The organism is Streptomyces sp. NRRL S-920, from assembly GCF_000717945.1.
GTDB classification, from domain to species: Bacteria; Actinomycetota; Actinomycetes; order Streptomycetales; family Streptomycetaceae; genus Streptomyces; species Streptomyces alboniger.
On sequence record NZ_JODF01000019.1, the window covers coordinates 40,420 to 63,001 of the forward strand.

18 protein-coding genes are annotated in these 22,582 nt (G+C 70.3%); 16 read left to right on the forward strand and 2 right to left on the reverse strand.

Annotation, left to right across the window (positions count from 1 at the left end; all coding sequences use genetic code 11):
* Window positions 1–132: 132 nt before the first annotated feature.
* Entirely contained in the window at window positions 133–711 is a 579-nt protein-coding gene (locus tag IG54_RS0116465) for a beta-class carbonic anhydrase (RefSeq protein WP_199809547.1), read from the reverse strand.
* Between the two features lie 398 nt (window positions 712–1,109).
* Here IG54_RS0116465 and rsmH point away from each other — a divergent pair, with 398 nt between their 5' ends.
* From rsmH to IG54_RS0116545, 16 genes are all read left to right on the forward strand, one after another.
* The gene (gene rsmH / locus IG54_RS0116470; RefSeq protein ID WP_106977021.1) at window positions 1,110–2,069 is read left to right on the forward strand and encodes a 16S rRNA (cytosine(1402)-N(4))-methyltransferase RsmH; all 960 of its coding nucleotides are present in this window, start codon (window positions 1,110–1,112) and stop codon (window positions 2,067–2,069) included.
* Window positions 2,070–2,139: 70 nt separating this feature from the next.
* Window positions 2,140–2,790 (forward strand): hypothetical protein, encoded by a 651-nt coding sequence (locus tag IG54_RS42525; RefSeq protein WP_063756230.1) that lies wholly within the window; start codon window positions 2,140–2,142, stop codon window positions 2,788–2,790.
* A gap of 6 nt (window positions 2,791–2,796) precedes the next feature.
* The gene (locus IG54_RS0116480; protein WP_078594168.1) at window positions 2,797–4,749 is read left to right on the forward strand and encodes a peptidoglycan D,D-transpeptidase FtsI family protein; all 1,953 of its coding nucleotides are present in this window, start codon (window positions 2,797–2,799) and stop codon (window positions 4,747–4,749) included.
* A 19-nt stretch (window positions 4,750–4,768) separates the two neighbouring features.
* Window positions 4,769–6,430, forward strand: a complete 1,662-nt coding sequence (locus IG54_RS0116485) for a UDP-N-acetylmuramoyl-L-alanyl-D-glutamate--2,6-diaminopimelate ligase (protein ID WP_078594170.1) — start codon at window positions 4,769–4,771, stop codon at window positions 6,428–6,430.
* A gap of 4 nt (window positions 6,431–6,434) precedes the next feature.
* Entirely contained in the window at window positions 6,435–7,850 is a 1,416-nt protein-coding gene (locus IG54_RS0116490) for a UDP-N-acetylmuramoyl-tripeptide--D-alanyl-D-alanine ligase (protein ID WP_030783858.1), read from the forward strand.
* Complete coding sequence (gene mraY / locus IG54_RS0116495; protein WP_030783859.1) at window positions 7,847–8,917, forward strand: phospho-N-acetylmuramoyl-pentapeptide-transferase; 1,071 nt, start codon at window positions 7,847–7,849, stop codon at window positions 8,915–8,917. Before IG54_RS0116490 ends, mraY begins: the two co-directional genes overlap by 4 nt.
* Window positions 8,899–10,338 (forward strand): UDP-N-acetylmuramoyl-L-alanine--D-glutamate ligase, encoded by a 1,440-nt coding sequence (gene murD / locus IG54_RS0116500; RefSeq protein WP_030783861.1) that lies wholly within the window; start codon window positions 8,899–8,901, stop codon window positions 10,336–10,338. Before mraY ends, murD begins: the two co-directional genes overlap by 19 nt.
* Before the next feature lie 48 nt (window positions 10,339–10,386).
* Window positions 10,387–11,697: a putative lipid II flippase FtsW gene (gene ftsW / locus IG54_RS0116505; RefSeq protein WP_030783863.1), complete on the forward strand. Its 1,311-nt coding sequence runs from the start codon at window positions 10,387–10,389 to the stop codon at window positions 11,695–11,697.
* Between the two features lie 6 nt (window positions 11,698–11,703).
* Window positions 11,704–12,798 carry an undecaprenyldiphospho-muramoylpentapeptide beta-N-acetylglucosaminyltransferase gene (gene murG / locus IG54_RS0116510; RefSeq protein ID WP_030783866.1) on the forward strand — a complete coding sequence of 365 codons (1,095 nt, stop codon included), beginning with the start codon at window positions 11,704–11,706 and terminating at the stop codon, window positions 12,796–12,798.
* A 14-nt stretch (window positions 12,799–12,812) separates the two neighbouring features.
* Entirely contained in the window at window positions 12,813–13,604 is a 792-nt protein-coding gene (locus IG54_RS0116515) for a cell division protein FtsQ/DivIB (protein ID WP_030783869.1), read from the forward strand.
* 275 nt (window positions 13,605–13,879) lie between these two features.
* Window positions 13,880–15,127, forward strand: a complete 1,248-nt coding sequence (gene ftsZ, locus IG54_RS0116520) for a cell division protein FtsZ (protein WP_030783874.1) — start codon at window positions 13,880–13,882, stop codon at window positions 15,125–15,127.
* Window positions 15,128–15,164: 37 nt separating this feature from the next.
* The gene (gene pgeF / locus IG54_RS0116525) at window positions 15,165–15,875 is read left to right on the forward strand and encodes a peptidoglycan editing factor PgeF (protein WP_078594181.1); all 711 of its coding nucleotides are present in this window, start codon (window positions 15,165–15,167) and stop codon (window positions 15,873–15,875) included.
* A 6-nt stretch (window positions 15,876–15,881) separates the two neighbouring features.
* On the forward strand, window positions 15,882–16,601 hold the full coding sequence (locus IG54_RS0116530; protein ID WP_030783878.1) for a YggS family pyridoxal phosphate-dependent enzyme: 720 nt from the start codon (window positions 15,882–15,884) through the stop codon (window positions 16,599–16,601).
* 124 nt (window positions 16,602–16,725) lie between these two features.
* Window positions 16,726–17,352 carry a cell division protein SepF gene (locus tag IG54_RS0116535; protein ID WP_030783880.1) on the forward strand — a complete coding sequence of 209 codons (627 nt, stop codon included), beginning with the start codon at window positions 16,726–16,728 and terminating at the stop codon, window positions 17,350–17,352.
* 81 nt (window positions 17,353–17,433) lie between these two features.
* A complete protein-coding gene (locus IG54_RS0116540) occupies window positions 17,434–17,724 on the forward strand; it encodes a YggT family protein (RefSeq protein WP_030783884.1) in 291 nt (96 codons plus the stop codon).
* A 46-nt stretch (window positions 17,725–17,770) separates the two neighbouring features.
* Window positions 17,771–18,877: a DivIVA domain-containing protein gene (locus IG54_RS0116545; RefSeq protein ID WP_030783887.1), complete on the forward strand. Its 1,107-nt coding sequence runs from the start codon at window positions 17,771–17,773 to the stop codon at window positions 18,875–18,877.
* Between the two features lie 140 nt (window positions 18,878–19,017).
* Here the strand turns inward: IG54_RS0116545 and ileS are convergent, their stop codons facing one another.
* Window positions 19,018–22,158 (reverse strand): isoleucine--tRNA ligase, encoded by a 3,141-nt coding sequence (gene ileS, locus IG54_RS0116550; RefSeq protein WP_030783890.1) that lies wholly within the window; start codon window positions 22,156–22,158, stop codon window positions 19,018–19,020.
* Between the last annotated feature and the right edge of the window lie 424 nt (window positions 22,159–22,582).

Consider the following 22,582-nt stretch of genomic DNA (forward strand, 5'->3'; position numbering starts at 1 on the left):
CCGAATTCACCGACACCACGCGTGATGGTTCCGCGTGGTGTCACCCCCGCATTGTTGTTGGGCATGGCGGGTCGTGTCACTCGCCTGTGGATAACTGGCGGCGATTTGTCGGGCCTTACGACCTTTTGTTAGTCACGCAGGGTCGATCTCCCGCAGCAGACCCGTCGTCACGTCGAACACGAATCCGCGGATGTCGTCCGTGTGCAGCAGGAACGGCGAGGTCCGCACGCGCTGCATCGACTGACGTACGTCCTGGTCGACGTCGCGGAAGGACTCCACCGCCCACGTCGGCCGCTGCCCGACCTCGTTCTCCAGGTCCTGCCGGAAGTCCTCGGTGAGGGACTCCAGGCCGCAACCGGTGTGGTGGATGAGGACCACGCTGCGGGTGCCGAGCGCGCGCTGGCTGATGGTCAGGGAGCGGATCACGTCGTCGGTGACCACGCCGCCCGCGTTGCGGATGGTGTGGCAGTCGCCCAGGTTCAGACCCAGCGCGCTGTGCAGGTCGAGACGGGCGTCCATGCAGGCCACGATGGCGACGCGCCCCACGGGGCGGGCGTCCATGCCCGGATCGGTGAAACCGGCGGCGTACCGCTCGTTCGCTGCGACCAGGCGGTCGGTGACCGTGCCGACGGCTATGTCGCCGATCGGCTCTGCGGGGCTGTGGCCCGAGGGGGATGCGGAAGTCGACATGGTGCAGACGTTAGTGGTCATTGATCCAGTCGGCCCGCTGTGGGAAGGGACAAAGAACGCCAAAGACTCTTGTTGTGAGGTAAACCACAGGGCTGGGGAAGGTGCGGCCGAATGGGCGACTTCGCCTGATTCGCGACTCCGTTCCCGACCCGTCCGCGACGCGCAGGCCGGTTGATTGACCGGGCGACACCGTGGACTAAAGTGACGCGAAGCGGGAGACGTGACCTGCTCCCCGCTGGACCGCACATCCCGGAGATTCTCTGAATCCCCACGTGCGCGGCGCGTACGTACGGCTCGGCCTCCTCCCGCTCCCGGTCGGCTGACGCCACTTCCCCGGCGCCGGCAGGCCATTCCCCTTCCCGGAGCGGGCGGGGACCCGGCAGTGCGTACGAACGCCGCGCCGGACCTGAGAGGGCCCCTTGACCGACAACAGCCGACACGTCCCGGTGATGCTCCAGCGGTGCCTGGACATGTTGGCCCCCGCTCTCGCCGAGCCCGGCGCGGTCGTCGTCGACTGCACCCTCGGCCTCGGCGGCCACAGCGAGGCCCTCCTGGCGACCTTCCCCGCGGCCCGCCTCATCGCCCTGGACCGCGACAAGGAAGCGCTGCGCCTGTCCGGCGAGCGCCTCGCTCCCTACGGCGACCGGGCCACCCTGGTGCACGCCGTCTACGACGAACTCCCCGAGGTCCTCGACCGCCTGGACATCCCGCGCGTCCAGGGCGTCCTGTTCGACCTCGGCGTCTCCTCCATGCAACTCGACGAGGCCGACCGAGGCTTCGCGTACGCCCAGGACGCGCCCCTGGACATGCGGATGGACCAGACGACCGGCATCAGCGCCGCCGAGGTCCTCAACACGTACGCGCCCGGCGAACTGGTGCGGATCCTGCGCCAGTACGGCGAGGAGAAGCAGGCCAAGCGCATCGTGAGCGCCGTCGTGCGCGAGCGCGAGAAGGAGCCGTTCAGCAACAGCGCGCGGCTCGTCGAACTCATCCGCGACTCCCTGCCGCAGGCCGCCAAGCGCACCGGCGGCAACCCCGCCAAGCGCACCTTCCAGGCCCTGCGCATCGAGGTCAACGGCGAACTGAGCGTCCTGGAGCGGGCGATCCCGGCGGCCGTGAAGGCCCTCGCCGTCGGCGGCCGGATCGCCGTCCTGTCGTATCACTCGCTCGAAGACCGCTTGGTCAAGCAGGTGTTCGCGGCCGGCGCCACCAACACCGCGCCGCCCGGCCTGCCCATCGTCCCCGAGCGCTACCAGCCGCGCCTCAAGCTCCTGACCCGCGGCGCCGAACTGCCCACGGAGGAAGAGGTCGCCGAGAACCGCAGGGCGGCCCCGGCGCGACTGCGAGGCGCCCAGCGCGTGCGGGAGGACGTCGGCTGAGGCCGGACCCCGAGAACACCGAAAGGCCCGTGAGCCCACGTCCGCCGAGCCGAGTCCGCGAGGAGGCTCCATGAGCAAGAAGCCCGAGCTGCGGGGGAGGGCCGCCCGCCTCGCGCGACTGCTTCCGCAGGGCCCCAACCAGGCCGCGCGCACGCCCTTCGTCCTCCTGGTGGTCCTGCTCCTCGGCGGCGGCCTGATCACACTGCTCATCCTGAACTCCTCCCTCAACGAAGGCTCGTTCCAGGTGAGCGAGCTGAAGAAGGAGACGAAGGACCTCACCGAGGAGGAGCAGCAGCTCCAGCGCGACGTGGACAGCTACTCGGCCCCCGACGCCCTCAAGCGGCGCGCCGACGAACTCGGCATGGTCCCCGGCGGCGACCCCGCCTTCCTGAACCCCGACGGGAGCGTGCGCGGCGTGCCCGGCGCCGCCCCCGCCCGCCCCTCGGCGCTGCGCCCGCCCGCGCCGCGCCCCCAGGAAGTGGCGTCCCCCGCGGCCTCCGTCCCGATCCCGGTCCGGTCCCCGGCCGAGGCCTCCGCCCAGGCCTCCCTCCCGGCCCAGGCCTCCGCCCCGGCCCAGCCCTCCGCCCAGGCCTCCCTCTCGGCCCGGGCCTCCGCCCCGGCGCCCGCCGCCGCGCGCACCGCGGCTCCCCGGCCCACGAACCCCCGGCCCAGGAACCCCGAGCCCACGAACCCCGGCCCCACGACGACCTCCGGCAGGTGACGTTAAGTGTCCGACAGGGAACCCCCGCGGCGCCGGGTACCAGGGCCCGCGCGGCCCGCGCGGCCCGCCGCGCCCCGCCGCCCGGCAGCCGCGGGACGCCGCCCCGCCACCCGTCGCCCCGCCGCGAAGGCCAAGCCCCGCACCATCCGCCTGGGCAGCCCCCGCCCGCGGCTGCGCATGGTCAGTCTGGGCCTGACGCTGGTGATGCTGGCCTTCGTCGTACGGCTGCTCCAGGTGCAGGCGGTGGACGCGGACGTGTACGCGGCCAAGGCCGAGAAGAACCGCTACTTCACACACACCCTGGCCGCCGAGCGCGGGCGCATCACCGACCGCGGCGGCGTCGAACTGGCCGCCAGTGTGGACGCGTACGACATCACGGCGGACCCCACGCTGTTCACGCCGAAGGAGGCGAGGACCAAGGACGCCCCCGAGCAGGCGGCGGCGCTCCTGGCCCCCATCCTCGACAAGGACATCGCCGAGCTGACCAAGAAGCTCAAGAAGCCGAACACGCGTTACGTCCTGCTCGCGCGCCGCCAGGCCCCCCAGGTGTGGAAGCAGATCAAGGACCTGCGCGGCGCGCTCGCCGAGAAGGCGAGCGTCGACCCCGCCTCCCCGAACGTCCTGGCCGGCGTCCTCGCGGACCCGAGCAGCAAGCGGGTCTACCCGAACCACGATCTGGCCGCCGGGATACTGGGCTGGGTCAACGCCGACGGCGAGGGCGGCGGCGGCCTCGAACGGCAGCTCGACAAGCAGCTGGCGGGCGAGGACGGCAAGGTCCGCTACGCCCAGTCCGGCGGCCGTCAGGTACCCACGGCGGGCTCCACGGAGACGCCCGCCGTGCCCGGCTCGGACATCGAACTCACCATCGACCGCGACATCCAGTGGGCCGCGCAGAACGCCATCACCGAGCAGGTCAGGAAGTCCAAGGCCGACCGCGGCTACGTGATAGTCCAGGACACCAGGACCGGCGAGGTCCTCGCGATGGCCAACGCCCCCGGCTTCGACCCGAACGACCTCTCGAAGGCCAACGGCGCGTCGCTCGGCAACGCCGCGCTCCAGGACGCCTTCGAGCCCGGCTCCACCGCCAAGGTCATGTCGATGGCGGCGGTCCTCGAGGAGAACGTGGCCACCCCCGGCACCCACGTCACGGTGCCCAACCGCCTGCACCGTGGCGACCGCCTCTTCCAGGACGACATCGACCACCCCACCTGGCACCTGACGCTCAACGGCGTGCTCGCCAAGTCCTCGAACATCGGCACGATCCTCGCCACCGGACAGCTGGGCAAGACGCAGCAGGAGGCCAACAAGGTCCTCTACTCGTACCTGCGCAAGTTCGGCCTCGGCAAGGAGACCGGGCTCGGCTTCCCGGGCGAGACGTCCGGCATCCTCGCGCCCGCCGCCAAGTGGTCCACCTCGCAGCAGTTCACGATCCCGTTCGGCCAGGGCGTCTCGATCAACGCCATGCAGGCCACCTCGGTCTACTCGACGATCGCCAACGGCGGCGTACGCGTCGAGCCCACCCTGGTCCGCGGCGCCAAGGGCCCCGACGGCCGCTTCACGCCCGCGCCGAAGCCCAGGAAGACCCGGGTGGTGAGCGACAAGACGGCCAAGACCGTCTCGCAGATGCTCGAATCCGTCGTCGACGACGAAGAGGGAACCGGCACCAAGGCCCGCATCCCCGGCTACCGCGTCGCGGGCAAGACCGGTACGGCCAACCGGGTCGATCCCGCGACCGGCCGTTACAAGGGCTACACCTCGTCCTTCGCCGGGTTCGCGCCCGCCGACAAGCCGCGTGTCACGGTCTACTGCGCGATCCAGAACGCCACCAAGGGCAGCTACTTCGGCGGTCAGATCTGCGGACCCATCTACAAGGAAGTGATGGAGTTCGCCCTCAAGACCCTCCAAGTCCCGCCCACGGGAAGCGGCCCGGCCCGCCTCCCCGTGACCTTCGAGCCCTGAGACCCACCAGGAACCGCCCGTGACAACGATCACTCCCGGCCCGGGGAACCACCCCTCGCCACACCGCCCGCTTCGCCCCGAGAGGGGTACGCCCGGTACGCTCACCGCCGTGCCACACGCTGATCAGTCCCAAACCACCCAGAAGGGCGCTCCCGTGACATATCCGGGACCGCCGCGGCCGGAACAGGTCTTCGCGGCCTCACTGACGGAGCTAGCGGGCCAGCTGGGCGTCGCGGTCGAGGCAGACGCGGCCAGCACGGAGATCACGGGCATCACGCACGACTCCCGCGCGGTGCGCCCCGGTGACATCTACGCCGCGCTGCCCGGCGCCCGGATGCACGGCGCCGACTTCGTCGCGCAGGCCGCCGACCTCGGCGCCGCGGCGATCCTCACCGACCCGACCGGCGCCGAGCGCGCGGCCGCGACCGGCCTGCCGGTCCTGGTCGTCGAAAGCCCGCGCGACGAGATGGGCGAACTCGCGGCGACGGTCTACGGCCACCCGGGCCGCGACCTCCTCCAGATCGGCATCACCGGCACATCCGGCAAGACCACGACCGCGTACCTCGTCGAGGGCGGCCTCAAGGGCCTGCGCGCGACCGGCCTCATCGGCACGGTCGAGATGCGTATCGGCGAGACGCGCATCAAGTCCGAACGCACGACCCCCGAAGCCACCGACCTCCAGGCCCTGTTCGCGGTGATGCGCGAGCGCGGCGTCGAGGCGGTCGCCATGGAGGTCTCCAGCCACGCCCTGGTGCTCGGGCGGGTGGACGGCTGCGTCTTCGACGTCGCCGTCTTCAACAACCTCAGCCCGGAGCACATGGAGTTCCACTCCGGCATGGAGGACTACTTCCAGGCCAAGGCGCAGCTGTTCACCAAGCGGCGCTCGCGGCTCGGCGTGGTCAACTTCGACGACGAGTACGGGCGTCGGCTCATCACCGAGTCCGAGGTGCCCGTCATCACCTTCTCCGCCGAGGGGCACCCGGACGCCGACTGGCGCGCCGAGGACGTCGTGGTCGGGCCGCTCGACTCGACGTTCGTCGCCGTCGGCCCCAAGGGCGAGCGGATCACCGCCAAGTCGCCGCTGGCCGGGCCCTTCAACGTCGCCAACACCCTCGCCGCGATCGTCTCGCTGGCCGCCGCGGGCATCGACCCGCAGCAGGCCGCCGACGGCATCGCCGCGGTGCCCGGCGTGCCGGGCCGCCTGGAGCGCGTCGACGCGGGCCAGCCCTACCTCGCGGTCGTCGACTACGCCCACAAGACGGACGCCGTCGAATCGGTCCTGCGCGCGCTGCGCAAGGTCACCGAGGGCAAGCTGCACATCGTGCTCGGCTGCGGCGGCGACCGCGACAAGACCAAGCGGATGCCGATGGGCGCGGCCGCGGCCCGCCTCGCCGACACCGCCGTACTGACCTCCGACAACCCCCGTGGCGAGGACCCCCTCGCGATCCTCGCCACGATGCTCGCCGGTGCCGCCGAGGTGCCGATCCACGAGCGCGGCGACGTCGCCGTGTTCGAGGACCGTGCCGCCGCCATCCGCGCGGCCGTCGTCCGCGCGCGGCCGGGCGACACCGTCCTGGTCGCGGGCAAGGGCCACGAGCAGGGACAGGACATCGCCGGGGTGGTGCGTCCCTTCGACGACCGCCAGGTGCTTCGCGAAGCTATCCAGCAAACCCAGGGATGAAGTTGTGATCGCCCTCTCCCTCGCCGAGATCGCCACCGTCGTCGGCGGGCAGACGTACGACATACCGGATCCGGCCATCCAGGTCACCGGACCCGTCGTCCGGGACTCCCGTGAGGTGGCGCCCGGCAGCCTCTTCGTCGCCTTCGTCGGCGAGCGCGTCGACGGCCACGACTACGCGGCGGACGTCGTCGCGGCGGGTGCCGCGGCCGTCCTCGCGTCGCGGCCCGTCGGGGTGCCCGCCATCGTCGTCGACGACGTACAGGCGGCGCTCGGCGCCCTCGCACGGCACGTCGTCGAACGCCTCGGCGCCACGTTGGTGGCGCTGACCGGCTCGGTCGGCAAGACCAGCTCCAAGGACCTGCTCGCCCAGGTGCTGCGCCGCAAGGCGCCCACGGTCTTCACGCCGGGCTCCCTCAACAACGAGATCGGCCTGCCGCTGACCGCGCTCAGCGCCACCGACGACACGCGGTTCCTCGTCCTGGAGATGGGGGCGCGCGGAATCGGCCATATCCGGTACCTCACCGAACTCACGCCGCCGAAGATCGGCCTCGTCCTGAACGTCGGCACCGCCCACATCGGCGAGTTCGGCGGCCGCGAGCAGATCGCACAAGCGAAGGGCGAGCTGGTCGAGGCGCTGCCCGCGGACGGCGCCGCGGTCCTCAACGCCGACGACCCGCTCGTCCGCGCCATGGCGTCGCGTACGAAGGCGCGCGTGCTGCTCTTCGGAGAGGCCGAGGACGCCGACGTACGCGCCGAGAATGTCCGTCTCACCCCGGTCGGGCAGCCCACTTTTACGCTGCACACACCCTCCGGGTGCAGCGACGTGACCTTGCGGCTGTACGGTGAGCACCACGTGTCGAACGCGCTTGCCGCGGCCGCCGTCGCCCATGAGCTGGGCATGTCCGTCGACGAGATCGCCCTCGCGCTCTCCGAGGCGGGCACGCTGTCCCGCTGGCGGATGGAGGTCACCGAGCGCCCGGACGGTGTGACGGTCGTCAACGACGCCTACAACGCGAACCCCGAGTCCATGCGAGCCGCTCTGCGCGCGCTCGCGGCCATGGGCAAGGGGCGCAGGACGTGGGCGGTGCTCGGTCAGATGGCCGAGCTGGGGGACGAGAGTCTCACCGAGCACGACGCGGTCGGACGCCTTGCCGTCCGGCTCAACGTGAGCAAGCTCGTGGCAGTCGGGGGCAGGGAAGCGTCCTGGCTCCAACTGGGCGCATACAACGAGGGTTCGTGGGGTGAGGAGTCGGTGCACGTGTCCGACGCACAGGCGGCGATCGACCTGCTGCGCAGCGAGCTGCGCGCGGGAGACGTCGTACTGGTGAAGGCGTCCAGATCGGTCGGTCTCGAGCGGGTCGCCACGGCGCTGCTCGACGACGCCGCGGTGTCTTCTGAGGGGCAGGTCTCCGGCCGATGAGGCAGATCCTCTTCGCGGGTGTGATCGGGCTCTTCCTGACCCTGGTCGGCACCCCGCTGCTGATCAAACTCCTGGCCCGCAAGGGTTACGGCCAGTTCATCCGGGACGACGGCCCGCGCGAGCACCACAGCAAGCGCGGTACGCCGACCATGGGTGGCATCGCGTTCATCCTGGCCACGCTCATCGCCTACTTCCTCACGAAGATCATCACGGGCACGGAGACCACGCTCTCCGGCCTGCTGGTGCTCTTCCTGATGGCGGGCATGGGCCTCGTCGGCTTCCTCGACGACTACATCAAGATCGTCAAGCAGCGTTCGCTCGGTCTGCGCGCCAAGGCGAAGATGGCCGGCCAGCTGATCGTCGGCATCGGCTTCGCCGTGCTCGCGCTGAACTGGCCGGACAACCGCAACCAGACGCCGGCCTCCACCAAGCTGTCGTTCGTCACGGACTTCGGCTGGTCGATCGGCCCGGTCCTGTTCGTGGTCTGGGCGCTGTTCATGATCCTCGCCATGTCGAACGGCGTGAACCTCACCGACGGTCTGGACGGCCTCGCCACCGGCGCCTCCGTGATGGTCTTCGGCGCGTACACCTTCATCGGTGTCTGGCAGTACCAGGAGTCCTGCGCCAACGCGACGACGCTGACCAACCCCCAGGCGTGCTTCGAGGTCAGGGACCCGCTCGACCTCGCGGTCGTGGCGTCCGCCCTGATGGGCGCCTGCTTCGGCTTCCTGTGGTGGAACACCTCGCCCGCCAAGATCTTCATGGGTGACACCGGCTCGCTCGCCCTCGGCGGCGCGCTGGCGGGCCTCGCGATCTGCTCCCGTACAGAGCTGCTGCTCGCGCTGCTCGGCGGCCTCTTCGTGATGATCACGATGTCCGTCGTCATCCAGGTCGGCTCGTTCAAGCTGACCGGCAAGCGCGTCTTCCGGATGGCGCCACTCCAGCACCACTTCGAACTCAAGGGGTGGTCCGAGGTCCTTGTGGTGGTCCGCTTCTGGATCATCCAGGGCATGTGCGTGATCGTCGGCCTCGGCCTCTTCTACGCGGGATGGGCAGCCGAAAAGTGACCACTGCGCACGACTGGCAGGGCAAGAACATCACCGTCGCCGGTCTCGGCGTGAGCGGCATCAGCGCCGCCCGCGCCCTGGCCGGCCTCGGCGCGTCGGTGACCGTGGTGGACGGCGGCTCGGGAGCGGCGCACGAGGAACGCGCCGCCTCGCTCCGGGGCGAGGGCATCGCCGTACGCCTGGGTGACGCCGAGAGCCTGCCGCCCGGCACGGATCTCGTCGTCACCTCGCCCGGCTGGAAGCCGTCGTCGCCGCTGTTCGCGGCGGCCGCGGAGGCGGGCGTGGACGTCATCGGCGACGTGGAGGTCGCCTGGCGGCTGCGCGGGCCCGACGCGGCGCCCTGGCTCGCCATCACCGGCACCAACGGCAAGACCACGACCACGCAGATGCTCGCCTCGATCCTTGAGGCGGCGGGCCTGCGCACGGCGGCCGTCGGCAACATCGGCACCCCGATCGTGGACGTCGTCCTGGAGGGCGACGACGCGTACGACGTGCTGGCCGTCGAGCTGTCCTCCTACCAGCTGCACTGGGCGCCCTCCGTGCGCGCCCACTCCGCCGCGGTCCTGAACCTCGCGCCCGACCACCTCGACTGGCACGGCTCCATGGAGGCGTACGCCGCCGACAAGGGACGTATCTACGAGGGCAACCACATCGCCTGCGTCTACAACGTGGCCGACGGGGCGACCGAGGACCTCGTCCGCGAGGCCGACGTCGAAGAGGGCTGCCGCGCCATCGGTTTCACGCTGAACGCGCCCGCGCCCTCGCAACTGGGCGTCGTGGACGGCATCCTGGTCGACCGTGCGTTCGTGCCGGACCGCCAGAAGCAGGCCCAGGAGCTGGCGGAGATCTCCGACGTCAAGCCGCCCGCGCCGCACAACATCGCCAACGCGCTGGCCGCGGCGGCCCTCGCGCGCGCCTTCGGCGTCCCGGCGACGGCCGTACGCGACGGCCTGCGCGCCTTCCGCCCCGACGCCCACCGCATCGAGCACGTCGCCGAGGTCGCCGAGGTCGCCTACATCGACGACTCCAAGGCCACCAACACCCACGCGGCACAGGCCTCGTTGGCGGCGTACGAGTCGATCGTGTGGATCGCCGGCGGACTCGCCAAGGGCGCCACCTTCGACGAACTCGTCGCCGGGGCGGCGAAGCGGCTGCGCGGTGCCGTACTTATCGGCGCCGACCGCGCGCTGATCCGCGAAGCCCTCGCGCGACACGCGCCCGAGGTCCCGGTCGTCGACCTCGACCGGACCGACACTGGGGCGATGTCCGAGGCGGTACGGCGGGCGGCGGAGCTGGCTCAGCCGGGGGACACCGTGCTGATGGCTCCGGCCTGTGCGTCGATGGACATGTTCACCAACTACAACAAGCGTGGTGAAGCCTTCGCGGACGCCGTCCGCGAACTCGGCTCCACGCGCGCCTGACCGGGACTCGCGCCCGGCAGGCGCCGGGCACACCCTTGGGAGGGGAACGTGGCCAGGTCTTCCGTGCGGGTCCCCAGACGACCGGCTCCGGTACGCGCCAGAGGTACCTCCCACCCTCCGGGCGAGAGCGGACTCAGGCGGCTGCGCACCCGGGCCCGCAAGGCCTGGGACCGGCCGCTCACGGCGTACTACCTGATCTTCGGCAGCAGCCTGCTGATCACCGTGCTCGGCCTCGTGATGGTCTACTCCGCGTCGATGATCCAGGCGCTCCAGCTGAACCTGCCCGCCTCGTACTTCTTCCGCAAGCAGTTCGTCGCCGCCGTGCTCGGCACGGTCCTGCTGCTCCTCGCGATGCGGATGCCCGTCAAGCTCCACCGGGCGCTGGCCTACCCGATGCTCGCGGTGACCGTCTTCCTCATGGTCCTCGTCCAGATCCCGGGGATAGGGCGCAGCGTCAACGGCAACCAGAACTGGATCTATCTGGGCGGCCCGTTCCAGCTCCAGCCCAGTGAGTTCGGCAAGCTCGCCCTGGTCCTGTGGGGCGCCGATCTGCTCGCCCGTAAACACGACAAGCGGCTTCTGACCCAGTGGAAACACATGCTGGTGCCGCTCGTCCCGGTCGCCTTCATGCTGCTCGGGCTCATCATGCTCGGCGGTGACATGGGAACCGCGATCATTCTCACCGCGATCCTTTTCGGCCTGCTGTGGCTCGCGGGCGCACCCACCCGGCTCTTCGCCGGCGTACTCGGCATCGCGGCCCTGCTCGGTGTGATCCTCATCAAGACGAGCCCCAACCGCATGGCGCGGCTCGCCTGCATCGGCGCCACCGATCCGGGCCCCGGCGACCAGTGCTGGCAGGCCGTACACGGCATCTATGCCCTGGCCTCCGGCGGATTCTTCGGTTCCGGACTGGGCGCCAGTGTGGAAAAATGGGGTCAACTGCCGGAACCGCACACCGACTTCATCTTCGCCATCACCGGGGAGGAACTCGGTCTGGCGGGGACACTGTCGGTGCTCGCCCTCTTCGCGGCTCTAGGCTATGCGGGTATCCGCGTGGCCGGACGCACGGAGGACCCCTTCGTGAGGTATGCCGCGGGAGGCGTGACCACCTGGATCACGGCCCAGGCCGTGATCAACGTCGGTGCGGTGCTCGGTCTGCTGCCGATCGCCGGAGTCCCGCTCCCGCTGTTCTCCTACGGGGGTTCGGCCCTGCTGCCGACCATGTTCGCCATCGGGCTCCTCATCGCTTTCGCGCGATCGGACCCCGCTGCGAAGGCGGCCCTGGCCATGCGGCAACCTCGGGTGAGATGGAACACGATGCGACGGCGCGCCAAGGCGCGTTCGTCCGGAGAGCGGTGAATTTCGGTGCATGTCGTACTCGCCGGTGGGGGGACCGCCGGCCACATCGAGCCCGCGCTCGCCCTCGCGGACGCCCTGCGGAGGCAGGACCCGACCGTGGGCATCACGGCCCTGGGCACGGAGCGTGGACTCGAGACCCGGCTCGTACCCGAGCGGGGCTACGAACTCGCGCTGATCCCGGCCGTCCCGCTGCCGCGCAAGCCCACCCCTGAACTGATCACCGTCCCGGGGCGGCTGCGCGGCACCATCAAGGCGGCCGAGCAGATCCTGGAGCGCACCAAGGCGGACTGCGTCGTCGGCTTCGGCGGCTACGTCGCCCTGCCCGGCTATCTCGCGGCCAAGCGGGCCGGGGTGCCGATCGTCGTGCACGAGGCCAACGCGCGCCCCGGACTCGCCAACAAGATCGGTTCGCGGTACGCCCACGGGGTGGCCGTCGCCACCCCCGACAGCAAGCTGCGCAACTCCCGCTACATCGGCATCCCGCTGCGCCACACGATCGCCACGCTCGACCGGGCCCGGGTCCGCCCGGAGGCGCGCGCCGCCTTCGGCCTCGACCCCAACCTGCCCACGCTGCTGGTCTCCGGCGGCTCCCAGGGCGCCCGGCGGCTCAACGAGGTCGTCCAGCAGGTCGCGCCGGTGCTCCAGCGCGCGGGCATCCAGATCCTGCACGCGGTCGGACCCAAGAACGAATTGCCGCATGTACAGCAGATGCCGGGAATGCCCCCGTACATCCCGGTACCGTACGTGGACCGGATGGACCTCGCGTACGCCGCTGCCGACATGATGCTCTGCCGCGCGGGCGCGATGACCGTCGCCGAACTCTCCGCCGTCGGGCTCCCCGCCGCCTACGTCCCGCTGCCGATCGGCAACGGCGAACAGCGGCTGAACGCCCAGCCGGTGGTCAAGGCGGGCGGCGGACTCCTCGTCGACGACGCGGAACTGACGCCCGAGTGGGTCCAGGGCAACGTCCTGCCCGTCCTGGCGGATCCGCACCGGCTGTACGAGATGTCCCGCGCCGCCTCGGAGTTCGGCCGCAGGGACGCCGACGAGCTGCTCGTCGGCATGGTGTACGAGGCGATTGCGTCACGCCGCGACGCGTGAGAAGGCAGGGGACCGTGGCCGGACCGACCACCGCCGAACGGCAGCAGAAGAAGTCCGGCCCGCCCCGCCCGCAGCGCACCCGCCGCACCCGGCTGTCGCGTACACGCGCCCTGATCCTGGGCCTGGTCCTCGCCGCGCTCCTCGCGGCGGGGGTCGGCTGGGTGCTCTACGGCTCGCCGTGGCTGCGCCTGGAGAGCGTGCAGGCGTCCGGCACCCGGATGCTGACGCCCCAAGCGGTCGTCGAGGCGGCGGACGCCCCCCTCGGGGCACCGCTGATTTCGGTCGACACGGACGCTCTTGAGAGCCGACTGCGCTCGAAATTGCCCCGAATTGACTCGGTTGAGGCCGTCCGGTCATGGCCGCACGGAATCGGGCTCAAGGTGACGGAACGCAAGCCGGTTCTCCTCATCGAAAAGGGCGAAAAGTTCGTCGAAGTGGACGCCGAGGGAGTGCGATTCGCCACGGTCGAGCACGCGCCCAAGGGCATCCCGCGGCTCGAATTGACGCCGGATCAGGAGAGCGGGGCGGCCAGTCTGCGCCGCTTCGGCACCGACCGGCTGCTGCGGGAAGCGGTGCGGGTCGCCGGTGACCTGCCCGAAGCCGTCGCCGGGGATACTCAGAGCGTCAAGGTCCGCTCGTACGACTCCATCTCGCTGGAGTTGAGCCATGGCCGTACGGTCGTCTGGGGCAGTGGCGAGAAGGGGCGTACGAAAGCCACTACCCTCACCGCGCTGATGAAAGCAGCTCCTGAGGCACGGCACTTCGATGTGAGCGTCCCCACGGCCCCTGCGTCATCGGGGAGTTGACGCGTATCTGTGCAGGCCAGCACCCTGGTTCGGCATCGCTACGGCTGATCACATAGGGTGAAAAGAAAAACGGGAGGTTCGGCGTGTTCGTTGAACGTGCGCCACTTGTCGACTTAGTGTCCTGTTCGGAAGAGTCCAGGGAACAGACACACTGGTAACCCTAAACTTCAGCGTTAGGGTTCGGGTCGGCGTTCGGACCGTCCCATTCGGCATCAGTCGCCGCTTCGCATCGATGCGATACGGCGACACGTAACTCGAGGCGAGAGGCCTTCGACGTGGCAGCACCGCAGAACTACCTCGCAGTCATCAAAGTCATCGGTGTCGGCGGCGGTGGTGTCAATGCCATCAACCGGATGATCGAGGTCGGTCTCAAGGGCGTCGAGTTCATCGCCATCAACACCGACGCGCAAGCCCTGTTGATGAGCGACGCCGACGTCAAGCTCGACGTCGGCCGTGAACTCACCCGCGGCCTCGGCGCCGGCGCCAACCCGGCCGTCGGCCGCAAGGCCGCAGAGGACCACCGCGAGGAGATCGAGGAGGTCCTCAAGGGGGCCGACATGGTCTTCGTCACCGCCGGCGAGGGCGGTGGCACCGGCACCGGCGGCGCACCCGTCGTCGCCAACATCGCGCGCTCGCTCGGCGCCCTCACCATCGGCGTGGTCACCCGGCCGTTCACCTTCGAGGGCCGCCGCCGCGCCAACCAGGCCGAGGACGGCATCGCGGAGCTGCGCGAAGAGGTCGACACCCTCATCGTCATCCCCAACGACCGACTGCTGTCCATCTCGGACCGCCAGGTCTCCGTCCTCGACGCCTTCAAGTCGGCGGACCAGGTCCTGCTCTCCGGTGTCCAGGGCATCACCGACCTCATCACCACGCCCGGCCTGATCAACCTCGACTTCGCCGACGTCAAGTCGGTCATGTCCGAGGCCGGTTCGGCGCTCATGGGCATCGGCTCGGCCCGCGGCGACGACCGCGCGGTGGCGGCGGCCGAGATGGCGATCTCCTCGCCGCTCCTGGAGGCGTCCATCGACGGCGCCCGCGGCGTGCTGCTCTCCATCTCCGGCGGCTCGGACCTCGGCCTCTTCGAGATCAACGAAGCGGCCCAGCTGGTCAGCGAGGCCGCGCACCCCGAGGCCAACATCATCTTCGGCGCGGTCATCGACGACGCGCTCGGCGACGAGGTCAGAGTCACCGTCATCGCGGCAGGCTTCGACGGCGGGCAGCCGCCGTCCAAGCGGGACACCGTCCTCGGCTCGGCCGCCGGCTCCGGATCCGCCGCCAAGCGGGACGAGCCGACGCCGCCCCCGGCCGGGCCCTCGCGTCCCGCCGAACCGTCCCGCCCGGCCTTCAGCGGCCTCGGCAGCGTCACGACGCGCGACGAGCCCTCGACCCCGGAGCCCGCCGAGGCGGCCCCGGCGAGCGAGGCCCCGGCCACGTCCGCGACCCCGCCGCAGGTCCCGCCGGCCCGTCCGTACCAGGACAGCCAGGCCGAAGAGCTGGACGTGCCGGACTTCTTGAAGTGATACCGGACCTCTCGAAGTGATAAGCAAGCACAGCACCGTGAGCGGCGCGCACTTCGCCTTCACCGACAGGTGGGGCGGGGTGAGCGCCGTTCCGTACGAGGAGCTGAATCTCGGCGGCGCGGTCGGCGACGACGCCGACGCCGTCCGGGAGAACCGGACGCTGGCCGCCACCTCCCTCGGCGTCGACCCCGCCCGGGTCGTCTGGATGAACCAGGTGCACGGCCGCGACGTCGCCGTGGTCGACGGGCCCTGGGGCGCCGGGGCCGAGATCCCCTCCGTCGACGCGGTGGTGACCGCCCGCAGGGGCCTCGCCCTCGCCGTACTGACCGCCGACTGCACGCCCGTCCTGCTCGCCGATCCGGCTGCCGGGGTCGTGGCGGCGGCGCACGCCGGGCGCCCCGGGATGGTGGCGGGCGTCGTCCCGGCCGCCGTCGAGGCCATGGTGAGGCTCGGCGCGGAGCCGGGGCGCATCACCGCCCGCACCGGTCCCGCCGTCTGCGGGCGGTGCTACGAAGTGCCGGGGGCGATGCGCGCCGACGTGGCCGCCGTCGAGCCCGCGGCGTACGCCGAGACGAGCTGGGGTACGCCGGCGGTCGATGTGACCGCGGGGGTGCACGCGCAGCTGGAGCGGCTCGGGGTGCGCGACCGGGAGCAGTCGCCGGTGTGCACGCTGGAATCCGCTGACCACTTCTCGTACCGCCGCGACCGCACGACCGGTCGCCTCGCGGGCTATGTCTGGCTGGACTGATAACGCATGACGGACCGTAGGACCGAACTCGCGGCGAATCTCTCGAAGGTCGAGGAGCGCATCGCCGCCGCCTGCGACGCCGCCGGGCGCAAGCGGGAAGAAGTGACCCTGATCGTGGTCACCAAGACCTATCCGGCGAGCGACGTGCGCATCCTGTCGGAACTCGGCGTGCGCCACGTCGCGGAGAACCGCGACCAGGACGCGGCACCCAAGGCCGCCGCGTGCGCGGATCTCCCTCTCACCTGGCACTTTGTCGGTCAGTTGCAGACCAACAAGGTCCGTTCCGTGGTCAGTTATGCCGATCTGGTGCAGTCTGTGGACCGGCCCAAGCTCGTCACGGCCCTCTCGACGGCCGCGGTGCGCGCGGAGCGGGAGCTGGGCTGCCTGATCCAGGTCGCGCTCGACGCCGAGGAGAACGGCCGGGGGGAGCGCGGCGGTGTGGGGCCGGGCGGAATCGAAGAGTTGGCCGACCTCGTCGCCGGGGCGCCCGGGCTGCGGCTCGACGGTCTGATGACCGTGGCCCCGCTCACCGGACCGTACGCGGGACGGCAACAGGCGGCGTTCGAGCGGTTGATGGAATTCGCAACCCTCATGCGCGCGACTCATCCGGCTGCGAACATGGTGTCAGCAGGGATGAGTGCGGACCTCGAACAGGCCGTTGCGGCCGGGGCGACACATGTGCGCGTCGGTACGGCGGTACTCGGAGTCCGACCCGGGCTCGGGTAACGTCGCCAAGAAGTCGGACCACAGCAGAAAATATGGTCATTCTCGCTGTTGGGCGGGGATACCTCGTGGATCGCGGGCAGTTGGTGACGACAGCCGATCCACCACAGAGCGGAGGACTCAGAGCATGGCCGGCGCGATGCGCAAGATGGCGGTCTACCTCGGCCTCGTGGAGGACGACGGGTACGACGGTCCGGGGTTCGACCCCGATGACGAGTTCGAACCCGAGCCGGAACCCGAGCGCGACCGCAGGCGGCACGAACCGCCGCACCAGTCCCATCAGTCCCAACGGGACGAATCGGTACGAGTGGTGCAGCCACCCGCCCCCCGTGAACCGGCGGCCCATTCCGCTTCGCTGGCCGCGGAATCGGGACGTCCGGCACGAATCGCCCCCGTGGCATCTATCACACCCGAACGCCAGAGCCTGGAGAAGAACGCACCGGTGATCATGCCCAAGGTCGTGTCCGAGCGGGAGCCCTACCGCATCACCACATTGCACCCCCGGACCTACAACGAGGCCCGTACCATCGGGGAACACTTCCGCGAGGGCACTCCGGTGATCATGAATCTGACCGAGATGGACGACACCGACGCGAAGCGACTTGTCGACTTTGCCGCCGGTCTGGTCTTCGGGCTGCATGGCAGCATTGAGCGAGTGACGCAGAAGGTGTTCCTGTTGTCGCCTGCTAACGTCGATGTAACGGCGGAGGACAAGGCTCGCATCGCAGAGGGCGGGTTCTTCAACCAGAGCTGAGACGTAAGTGATGAAGTAGTTGCCTTAGACGCAGTACCGGAACGACGCAGTACGAGTATCAGGGGAGAGGGAAGCGCGAACATGAGCGTGGTCTTGCAGGTGCTTTACATCGCGCTGATGTGCTTCCTCATCGTGCTGATCTTCCGGTTGGTCATGGACTACGTCTTCCAGTTCGCCCGCTCATGGCAACCCGGTAAGGCGATGGTGGTCGTTCTGGAGGCCACCTACACTGTCACTGATCCACCGCTCAAGCTTCTGCGGCGGTTCATTCCGCCGCTGCGTCTCGGGGGCGTGGCGCTCGACCTGTCCTTCTTCGTACTGATGATCATCGTCTACATCCTGATCACCGTCGTCAGGTCGGTGTCTGTGTGAACGATACGGTCTTGCCGAATGCCGACGACTACGTTGAGGTGAAGAGATGCCGTTGACCCCCGAGGACGTGCGGAACAAGCAGTTCACGACCGTCCGCCTCCGAGAAGGTTATGACGAGGACGAGGTTGATGCCTTCCTCGATGAGGTCGAAGCCGAACTGACCCGCCTGCTCCGCGAGAACGAGGACCTGCGCGCCAAGCTGGCCGCCGCCACCCGCGCCGCTGCTCAGAACCAGCAGCAGGGCGGTATGCGCAAGGGTCCCGACGGGCCGCAGGACCAGCGCGGTCCCGGCGCCCCCGTGCCCGCCGCTATATCGGGTCCGCAGCCGGTCCCGCCGCAGCAGCAGATGGGTGGCCCGATGGGTGGCCCGCCGCAGCTGCCCGGTGGTGCTCCGCAGCTGCCCGCAGGTCCCAGCGGCCACGGTCAGGGACATGGCCAGCAGGGCGGTCCGCAGGGTCCCGGCCCGATGGGTCAGGGTCCGATGGGCGGCCCCATGGGCGGTCCCATGGGCGGCCACGGTCCGCAGATGCCGCAGCCCGGTCAGGGCCCCGGTGGCGACAGCGCCGCTCGCGTGCTGTCCCTCGCGCAGCAGACCGCCGACCAGGCGATCGCGGAGGCCCGTTCCGAGGCCAACAAGATCGTCGGCGAGGCCCGTTCGCGCGCCGAGGGTCTTGAGCGTGACGCCCGTGCCAAGGCCGACGCCCTGGAGCGGGACGCGCAGGAGAAGCACCGCGTCGCGATGGGCTCCCTGGAGTCCGCCCGCGCCACGCTGGAGCGCAAGGTCGAGGACCTGCGCGGCTTCGAGCGCGAGTACCGCACGCGTCTGAAGTCCTACCTGGAGTCGCAGCTGCGCCAGCTGGAGACCCAGGCGGACGACTCGCTGGCCCCGCCGCGCACTCCGGCCACCGCCTCGCTGCCGCCGTCCCCGGCGCCGTCGATGGCCCCGGCCGGCGCTGGTGCCCCGTCCTACGGCGGCAACCAGTCGATGGGTGGCGGAAACCAGCCGGGCAGCGGCCCGTCCTACGGCGGCCAGCAGCAGATGTCCCCGGCGATGACCCAGCCGATGGCGCCGGTGCGGCCGCAGGGCCAGCAGCCGATGCAGCAGGCTCCGTCGCCGATGCGTGGCTTCCTCATCGACGAGGACGACAACTGACGGGCGCCAACACGCCTTAGGCGTCGGCAGCGTTCAGGGCCGGGCCCCCAGAGTCTCTGGGGGCCCGGCCCTTTTGTGTGAGTAAGAAAAAGCCCGGTTCCGCCAGATCTCCCTGGCGGAACCGGGCCTTCGTACGAGCGTTACGCCTTGCGGAGGCGGAACGTCAGCTTCAGGGAGTCGTCGGTGAACGGCTGCCCGAAGGTGTCGTCCGCGTCACCCTCCGTGTAGGCGGTGGCGAGGACCTCGTCGGAGATGAGCCCGGCGTGCTCGGAGAGGGCCGTGGTCACCTCCGGGTCCGTGGAGGTCCAGCACAGGGCGATCCGGTCCGCGACGTCCAGGCCGCTGTTCTTGCGGGCTTCCTGGATCAGGCGGATCGCGTCACGGGCCAGGCCCGCGCGGCGCAGCTCCTCCGTGATCTCCAGGTCGAGGGCGACCGTGGCACCGGAGTCGGAGGCCACCGACCAGCCCTCGCGCGGGGTCTCCGTGATGATGACCTCGTCCGGGGCGAGCGTCACCGTCTCGCCGTCGACCTCGACGGAGGCCGTCCCCTCGCGCAGGGCCAGGGACAGCGCGGCCGCGTCGGCGTCGGCGACGGCCTTGGCGACCGCCTGGACACCCTTGCCGAAGCGCTTGCCGAGGGCGCGGAAGTTCGCCTTGGCGGTGGTGTCGACCAGCGAGCCGCCGACTTCGGAGAGCGACGCCAGCGAGGAGACGTTCAGCTCCTCGGTGATCTGGGTGTGCAGCTCGGGGTTGAGCGACTCGAAGCCGGTCGCCGCGATCAGCGCGCGGGACAGCGGCTGACGCGTCTTGACGCCCGACTCCGCGCGCGTGGCACGGCCCAGCTCCACGAGACGACGTACGAGGACCATCTGCCGGGACAGCTCCGGGTCGATCATCGACAGATCGCCCTCGGGCCAGGAGGAGAGGTGGACCGACTCCGGGGCGTCCGGGGTGACCGGGGCGACCAGGTCCTGCCAGACGCGCTCGGTGATGAACGGCGTCAGCGGGGCCATCAGGCGCGTGACCGTCTCGATGACCTCGTGCAGGGTGCGCAGGGCCGCCTTGTCGCCCTGCCAGAAGCGGCGGCGCGAGCGGCGTACGTACCAGTTGGAGAGGTTGTCGACGAAGACGGACAGGAGCTTGCCCGCGCGCTGGGTGTCGTAGCCCTCCAGGGCCTGCGTGACCTGGTCGGTCAGCGCGTGCAGCTCGCTGAGCAGCCAGCGGTCCAGGAGCGGGCGGTCCGCGGGCGCCGGGTCGGCGTCGCTGGGGGCCCACTTCGACGTACGGGCGTACAGGGCCTGGAAGGCGACCGTGTTCCAGTACGTGAGGAGGGTCTTGCGGACGACTTCCTGGATGGTGCCGTGGCCTACGCGGCGTGCCGCCCACGGGGAGCCGCCGGCGGCCATGAACCAGCGCACCGCGTCGGCGCCGTGCTGGTCCATGAGCGGGATGGGCTGGAGGATGTTGCCCAGGTGCTTGGACATCTTGCGGCCGTCCTCGGCGAGGATGTGGCCGAGGCAGACCACGTTCTCGTAGGACGACTTGTCGAAGACCAGGGTGCCCACGGCCATGAGCGTGTAGAACCAGCCGCGGGTCTGGTCGATGGCCTCCGAGATGAACTGCGCGGGGTAGCGGCTCTCGAAGAGTTCCTTGTTCTTGTACGGGTAGCCCCACTGCGCGAACGGCATCGAGCCCGAGTCGTACCAGGCGTCGATGACCTCGGGCACGCGCGTGGCCGTGTTCTCGCACTGGGGGCACGCGAACGTGACCTCGTCGATGAACGGGCGGTGCGGGTCCAGGTCCGACTGGTCGGTGCCCGTCAGGTCGGACAGCTCCGCGCGCGAGCCGACGCAGGTGAGGTGGTTCTCCTCACAGTGCCAGATGGGCAGCGGGGTGCCCCAGTAGCGGTTGCGGGAGAGCGCCCAGTCGACGTTGTTGTTCAGCCAGTCGCCGAAGCGGCCGTGCTTGACCGAGTCCGGGAACCAGTTGGTCTTCTCGTTCTCCTGGAGGAGACGGTCCTTGAGGGCCGTGGTGCGGATGTACCAGGACGGCTGCGCGTAGTAGAGCAGTGCCGTGTGGCAGCGCCAGCAGTGCGGGTAGCTGTGCTCGTACGCGATGTGCTTGAAGAGCAGGCCTCGGTCGTCGAGGTCCTTGGTGAGGCTTTCGTCGGCCTTCTTGAAGAAGACACCGCCCACGAGCGGAAGGTCCTCTTCGAAGGTGCCGTCGGGGCGGACCGGGTTCACGACCGGGAGGCCGTAGGCGCGGCAGACCTTGAGGTCGTCCTCACCGAAGGCGGGGGACTGGTGGACGAGACCGGTGCCGTCCTCCGTCGTCACGTACTCGGCGTTCACCACGTAGTGCGCCGGGGCCGGGAACTCGACGAGGCCGAAGGGGCGTTGGTAGGTCCAGCGCTCCATCTCGGCGCCGGTGAAGGTCTCGCCGGTCACCGTCCACTCCTCGCCGAGGGCCTTCTCGACGAGCGGCTGGGCCACGACCAGCTTCTCCGTGCCGTTCGTCGCGACGACGTAGGTGACGTCGGGGTGCGCGGCGACGGCGGTGTTGGAGACGAGGGTCCAGGGCGTCGTCGTCCAGACCAGGAGGGCGGCCTCGCCCGCGAGGGGGCCGGAGGTGAGCGGGAAGCGGACGTAGACGGACGGGTCGACGACCGTCTCGTAGCCCTGCGCCAGTTCGTGGTCCGAGAGGCCCGTGCCGCAGCGGGGGCACCAGGGGGCGACGCGGTGGTCCTGGACGAGGAGGTCCTTGTTGAAGATCTCCTTGAGGGACCACCAGACGGAGTCGACGTACTCGGGGTCCATCGTGCGGTACGCGTCGTCGAGGTCGACCCAGTAGCCCATGCGGGTCGTCAGCTCGGCGAAGGCGTCGGTGTGGCGGGTGACGGACTCGCGGCACTTGGCGTTGAACTCGGCGATGCCGAAGGCCTCGATGTCCTTCTTGCCGTTGAACCCCAGCTCCTTCTCGACCGCCAGCTCCACGGGCAGGCCGTGGCAGTCCCAGCCGGCCTTGCGGGCCACGTGGTACCCCCGCATGGTGCGAAAGCGCGGGAAGACGTCCTTGAAGACGCGGGCCTCGATGTGGTGGGCGCCCGGCATGCCGTTGGCGGTGGGCGGGCCCTCGTAGAACACCCATTCGGGGCGGCCCTCGGACTGGTCGAGGCTCTTGGCGAAGATCTTCTGCTCGCGCCAGAAGTCGAGCACGGCGTGCTCAAGGGCGGGCAGGTCGACCTGGGCGGGCACCTGGCGGTACTGCGGCGGCGTATTCAACGAAGTCCTCCGGCGGATGTGCTGCCTTCCGTCGGAGGGACGAGAGCCGTGTGCGCCTGGTGCGGCGCGCTCCCGCGGTACCACCCTCCTTGGCTCTCCGGAACGGGGTCCGTGCCGGTGAGCCCCCTCATTGGGGTCGCGATACCGGGTCTACTCGCCTGCGCTTGACGCGTCGGCTTTCTTCCGGCGGCTCCGGGGTGATCTTCGCGTCGCGCTCGCCCCCGGGCTCTCACCGTCCCCGGGTCGCTCATGGCTGCGTACGCCGCTACTCGTCCCCATCCACGCTTCTCGCTGCCGCCCAGTGTACGGCGCCCGGGGTGGGGCGGCCGACCGGTTTTCCCGCACTCGCGGTGGCCGCCGGGGCGGGGCGCGGACTGACCCGAATGGCGAGACGCGGGGTGAGCGGATCCGCCGCGCGCACCGG

Coding starts and splice junctions, on each gene's coding strand:
- IG54_RS42525 (WP_063756230.1), top strand. CDS start 2,140: ATGAGCAAGAAGCCCGAGCTGCGGGGGAGGGCCGCCCGCCTCGCGCGA.
- IG54_RS0116545 (WP_030783887.1), top strand. CDS start 17,771: ATGCCGTTGACCCCCGAGGACGTGCGGAACAAGCAGTTCACGACCGTC.
- mraY (WP_030783859.1), top strand. CDS start 7,847: ATGAGGCAGATCCTCTTCGCGGGTGTGATCGGGCTCTTCCTGACCCTG.
- murD (WP_030783861.1), top strand. CDS start 8,899: ATGGGCAGCCGAAAAGTGACCACTGCGCACGACTGGCAGGGCAAGAAC.
- IG54_RS0116530 (WP_030783878.1), top strand. CDS start 15,882: ATGACGGACCGTAGGACCGAACTCGCGGCGAATCTCTCGAAGGTCGAG.
- IG54_RS0116540 (WP_030783884.1), top strand. CDS start 17,434: ATGAGCGTGGTCTTGCAGGTGCTTTACATCGCGCTGATGTGCTTCCTC.
- IG54_RS0116535 (WP_030783880.1), top strand. CDS start 16,726: ATGGCCGGCGCGATGCGCAAGATGGCGGTCTACCTCGGCCTCGTGGAG.
- IG54_RS0116465 (WP_199809547.1), bottom strand. CDS start 711: ATGACCACTAACGTCTGCACCATGTCGACTTCCGCATCCCCCTCGGGC.